Source organism: Burkholderia sp. ZZQ-2 (genome assembly GCF_050768715.1).
Classification (GTDB): domain Bacteria; phylum Pseudomonadota; class Gammaproteobacteria; order Burkholderiales; family Burkholderiaceae; genus Burkholderia; species Burkholderia cepacia.
The window spans coordinates 1-4555 of record NZ_LDVA01000145.1; the positions used below are offsets into that span (position 1 = coordinate 1).

The following is a 4555-nucleotide window of genomic DNA, read 5'->3' on the forward strand; positions in this document are numbered from 1 at the left end:
CCCGCCTTGCCCTGCTTCGCGACGGCGGCCTGCGCCTGCGCGATCGCGTCCTGGTCGCCGAGGTAATAGTGCTTGATCGGCTTCAGGTTCTCGTCGAGTTCATACACGAGCGGCACGCCGTTCGGGATGTTCAGGCCGACGATGTCGCTGTCCGAGATGCCGTCGAGGTACTTGATCAGCGCGCGCAGCGAGTTGCCGTGCGCGGCGATCAGCACTTGCTTGCCGGCGCGGACCGCCGGGGCGATCGACTCGTTCCACAGCGGCAGCACGCGCGCGACCGTGTCCTTCAGGCACTCGGTGAGCGGCAGCTGCTCACGCGGCACCTTCGCGTAGCGCGGGTCGTTGAACGGCGCGCGTTCGTCGGTCGGCTCGAGCGCGGGCGGCGGCGTGTCGTAGCTGCGGCGCCACACGAGCACCTGGTCGTCGCCGAACTTCGCGGCCGTTTCCGCCTTGTTCAGGCCCGACAGCGCGCCGTAGTGGCGCTCGTTCAGGCGCCACGAGTGGACGACCGGCAGGTACATCAGGTCCATCTTGTCCTGCACGTGCCACAGCGTGCGGATCGCGCGCTTGAGTACCGACGTGTACGCGATGTCGAACGTGTAGCCGGCCTCCTTGAGCAATTCGCCGGCCTGGTAGGCCTCGTTGCGACCCTGTTCGGTCAGGTCGACGTCGACCCAGCCGGTGAAGCGGTTTTCCTTGTTCCACGTCGATTCGCCGTGGCGGATGAGAACGAGTTTGTACATGGATCTTGCGGTCGGTAGTGATAGGGAAGCGGGGCGCGTCGTACGGGACCCGACCGGGGCCCGCCATCGCGCAAGACGGTTATTTTATAATGGCGGGATTGTCCTCATCCGATTTCTCTTTTTCCGGCGGAATTCCGTGACGTTCTTTACCGATTACACCAACCTGGCCCTTATCGCGATCCTGGTGGTATCCGGCGGCCTGCTGGCCTGGCCCGCGCTGCGCCGCGGTCGCGGCGGCCTGTCGGCCGCGGAGGCGACGCAACTCATCAACCGCCGCAACGCGGTCGTGATCGACGTGCGCGCCGCGTCCGATTTCGCGGCCGGCCACCTGCCGTCGGCCCGTCAGGTCGCGGCGGGCGAGATCGGCGCGAAGATCGCGCAGGTCGCGAAGAACAAGAGCACGCCGGTGCTGCTCGTCTGCCAGAACGGCCAGCAGTCGCAGAAGGCGGCGCGCGAGGTCGAGGCGGCGGGCTACGCCGAGGTGCACGTGCTCGAGGGCGGCGTGGCTGCCTGGCAGCAGGCCGGGATGCCGGTCGTCAAACAAGGAGTGGCGAAGTGAACAAGGTTTTGATGTACAGCACGCAGGTGTGTCCGTATTGCATCCAGGCCGAGCGCCTGCTGAAGCTGCGCGGCGTCGAGCAGATCGAGAAGGTGCTGATCGACCGCGATCCGGCCCGCCGCGACGAAATGATGTCGCGCACGGGGCGCCGCACGGTGCCGCAGATCTATATCGGCGACACGCACGTCGGCGGCTACGACGATCTGTCGAAGCTCGACCGCGAAGGCGGGCTCGTTCCGCTTCTGCAAGCGGCCTGATTAGGGCAGAATGGCCGCCGGCCGCGCCGCGGCTTGGGCGCGCAGGATTCATCCGTGGCGGCCGGCGCGAAGCCGGGCCGCCCCGTCACCACTTTTAGGGAAACACCATGTCCGACGTCGAAAACCAACCGTTCTTCAACATCCAGCGCGTCTACCTGAAGGATATGTCGCTCGAGCAGCCGAATTCGCCGGCGATCTTCCTCGAGCAGGACATGCCGTCGGTTGAAGTCGAAGTCGACGTGAAGGCCGACCGCCTCGCGGAAAGCGTGTTCGAAGTCGTCGTGTCGGGCACCGTTACCGCGAAGGTGAAGGACAAGGTCGCGTTCCTGATCGAAGCGAAGCAGGCCGGCATTTTCGACATCCGCAACATTCCGGACGAACAGCTCGACCCGCTCGTCGGCATCGCGTGCCCGACGATCCTGTTCCCGTACCTGCGTTCGAACATCGCCGACGCGATCACGCGCGCGGGCTTCCCGCCGATCCACCTGGCGGAAATCAACTTCCAGGCGCTGTACGAACAGCGTCTCGCGCAGCTTCAGCAGCAGGCCGGCGCCGCAGCAGGCGCGCCGAACGGCACGACGCTGAACTGACGTTTTACTCGGAGGACCGGTGCTGGGTATGAAAGTAGCCGTTCTCGGCGCCGGTGCCTGGGGCACCGCGCTCGCGGGCCATCTGGCCGCGCGGCACGATACGCTTCTGTGGGCGCGCGATGCCGCGCTCATCGCCGGGCTGCAGGCCCGGCACGAAAATTCCCGCTATCTGGACGGCATCGCGCTGCCTGACGCGTTGCGCTACGACGCCGATCTCGGCGCCGCGCTCGCGCACGGCGCCGCGGACGACGCTCTGTGCGTGATCGCCGCGCCGGTGGCCGGGCTGCGCACGCTGTGTCACGCGATGCGCGCCGCGGGCTGCGTGCCCGCGCACATCGTCTGGGTCTGCAAGGGCTTCGAGGCCGACACGCATCTGCTGCCGCACCAGGTGATCGCGGCCGAGCTGCCCGAACAGCACAGCAACGGCGTGCTGTCGGGGCCGAGCTTCGCACGCGAGGTCGGGCAGTCGCTGCCCGTCGCGCTGACGGTGGCGAGCACGTCCGCCGAATGCCGCGAGCGCACGCTCGCCGCGTTCCATCACGGCGCGATGCGGATCTATACGGGTGACGACGTGGTCGGCGTCGAGGTCGGCGGCGCGGTGAAGAACGTGCTCGCGATCGCGACCGGTATTGCCGACGGCCTCGGCCTCGGGCTGAACGCGCGTGCCGCGCTGATCACGCGCGGCCTCGCCGAAATGTCGCGGCTGGGCGTCGCGCTCGGCGGCCGTGCGGAAACCTTCACGGGCCTGACCGGCCTCGGCGACCTGATCCTCACCGCAACGGGCGACCTGTCGCGCAACCGCACGGTCGGCCTGCAACTGGCGGCCGGCCGCACGCTGAACGATATCCTCGGCGCGCTCGGCCACGTGGCCGAAGGCGTGCGCTGTGCGCAGGCCGTGCTGGCCATCGCGCGCGCGCAGTCGATCGAAATGCCGATCACCGAAGCCGTGTGCGGCGTGCTGTTCGACGGCATCGCGCCGCGCGACGCCGTCAGCGGCCTGCTGCGGCGCGACGCGCGCGCCGAGTAACGCGGCCCGGCGCCGCCTGGCGCCGTGTTCGCCGCGGGCGCGCGGCGTCAAAGCGCGCTACGCTTGAACAGTCTCCGGCGCTCCGGGAGGTTGTCATGCTGCAGATCCATTCCACCACGCTCGATGCGCAGATCGTCGACATCACGACGCTCGATGTCGACGCGATCGTCAACGCCGCGAACGGCTCGCTGCTCGGCGGAGGCGGCGTCGACGGCGCGATCCACCGCGCGGCCGGCCCCGGCCTGCTCGCCGAGTGCCGCACGCTCGGCGGCTGCGACACGGGCGACGCCAGGCTCACGCGCGGCCACGGGCTGCCGGCGCGCTACGTGATCCATGCAGTCGGGCCCGTGTGGCATGGCGGCGGGCGCGGCGAGGCCGACCTGCTCGCGTCGTGCTACCGCCGCGCGATCGAGCTGGCCGAGGAGGTCGCGGCGACGTCGATCGCGTTCCCGGCGATCAGCTGCGGAATCTATCGCTATCCGGCCGAAGAAGCCGTCGACATCGCCGTGGGCACCGTCGCCGAAATGCTGCCGCAGGCGCCGAACCTCGCACGCGTGGTGTTCGCGTGCTTTTCCCCTGACATCTACGACCTGTACCGTGCGCGACTCGCGCGGACGTGACGCCTTCCGCGGGGCGGGAGGCGCCGTCCCGGCGTCATGCGCCGCCTTCGAACCCGGCCTGGCGCCACGCCTCGAACACGACCACCGCGACCGTGTTCGACAGGTTCAGGCTGCGGTTGTCCGGCCGCATCGGCAGGCGCACGCGCTGTTCGTTCGGGAAGCGCTCGAGCAGCTCGGCGGGCAGGCCGCGCGTCTCCGAGCCGAACACGAACCAGTCGCCGGGCAGGAATGCATGATCGTGGAAGCGGCCCGAGCCGCGTGTCGTGAACGCGAACATTCGCGCCGGATCGGGCGTTTCCGCCGCGATGAACGTGTCCCAGTCGCGGTGCACGCGCATCTGCGCATACTCGTGATAGTCGAGGCCCGCGCGGCGCATCCGCGCGTCGTCGAGCGGGAAGCCGAGCGGCTCGATCAGGTGCAGGCGCGCGCCCGTGTTGGCGCACAGGCGGATCACGTTGCCGGTGTTCGGCGGGATTTCGGGGGCGACGAGGACGACGTTGAACATGTTTCGGTTTGGCTGGGCCGGCCGGGGCGGCGCTACGCGCGTGTTCCCGGCCGGCCGGTTCGTGACGGCCGCCGCCGTGTCCGGTCGGTCGGCCTCTCTATCTAATTAATCCCTGGCGGTGCGCAGCGCAACCAGATTCGTCACGCGTGCGGCGCCCGCCGCCTTCAGTGCGTGCGCGGCGGCCGCGAGCGTCGCGCCGGACGTCATAACGTCGTCGACGAGCGCAACGTGGCGGCCGGCGACGCCGCCCGCCA

The 4555-nt window shown here is 69.2% G+C and carries 8 protein-coding genes; 5 read left to right on the forward strand and 3 right to left on the reverse strand.

Going from position 1 to position 4555, the window contains the following annotated elements; all coding sequences use genetic code 11:
• On the reverse strand, positions 1-743 hold a 743-nt coding region (gene gpmA / locus ABY44_RS08485), incomplete at its 3' end, for a 2,3-diphosphoglycerate-dependent phosphoglycerate mutase (protein ID WP_027789056.1).
• A 136-nt stretch (positions 744-879) separates the two neighbouring features.
• Here gpmA and ABY44_RS08490 point away from each other — a divergent pair.
• From ABY44_RS08490 to ABY44_RS08510, 5 genes are all read left to right on the forward strand, one after another.
• Positions 880-1302 carry a rhodanese-like domain-containing protein gene (locus ABY44_RS08490; RefSeq protein ID WP_021164238.1) on the forward strand — a complete coding sequence of 141 codons (423 nt, stop codon included), beginning with the start codon at positions 880-882 and terminating at the stop codon, positions 1300-1302.
• On the forward strand, positions 1299-1559 hold the full coding sequence (gene grxC / locus ABY44_RS08495; RefSeq protein WP_021164237.1) for a glutaredoxin 3: 261 nt from the start codon (positions 1299-1301) through the stop codon (positions 1557-1559). Before ABY44_RS08490 ends, grxC begins: the two co-directional genes overlap by 4 nt.
• A 107-nt stretch (positions 1560-1666) precedes the next feature.
• On the forward strand, positions 1667-2149 hold the full coding sequence (gene secB / locus ABY44_RS08500; RefSeq protein ID WP_011353285.1) for a protein-export chaperone SecB: 483 nt from the start codon (positions 1667-1669) through the stop codon (positions 2147-2149).
• Positions 2150-2177: 28 nt separating this feature from the next.
• Positions 2178-3176, forward strand: coding sequence for an NAD(P)H-dependent glycerol-3-phosphate dehydrogenase (locus ABY44_RS08505; protein ID WP_027789057.1), 999 nt, complete (start codon positions 2178-2180; stop codon positions 3174-3176).
• Between the two features lie 95 nt (positions 3177-3271).
• Positions 3272-3796, forward strand: coding sequence for an O-acetyl-ADP-ribose deacetylase (locus ABY44_RS08510; RefSeq protein ID WP_060084166.1), 525 nt, complete (start codon positions 3272-3274; stop codon positions 3794-3796).
• 34 nt (positions 3797-3830) lie between these two features.
• Here the strand turns inward: ABY44_RS08510 and trmL are convergent, their stop codons facing one another.
• Both trmL and ABY44_RS08520 read right to left on the reverse strand, forming a co-directional pair.
• The gene (gene trmL, locus ABY44_RS08515; RefSeq protein ID WP_060171903.1) at positions 3831-4301 is read right to left on the reverse strand and encodes a tRNA (uridine(34)/cytosine(34)/5-carboxymethylaminomethyluridine(34)-2'-O)-methyltransferase TrmL; all 471 of its coding nucleotides are present in this window, start codon (positions 4299-4301) and stop codon (positions 3831-3833) included.
• Positions 4302-4406: 105 nt separating this feature from the next.
• The coding region (locus tag ABY44_RS08520) for a phosphoribosyltransferase family protein (protein ID WP_431641111.1) at positions 4407-4555 on the reverse strand (149 nt) is incomplete at its 5' end.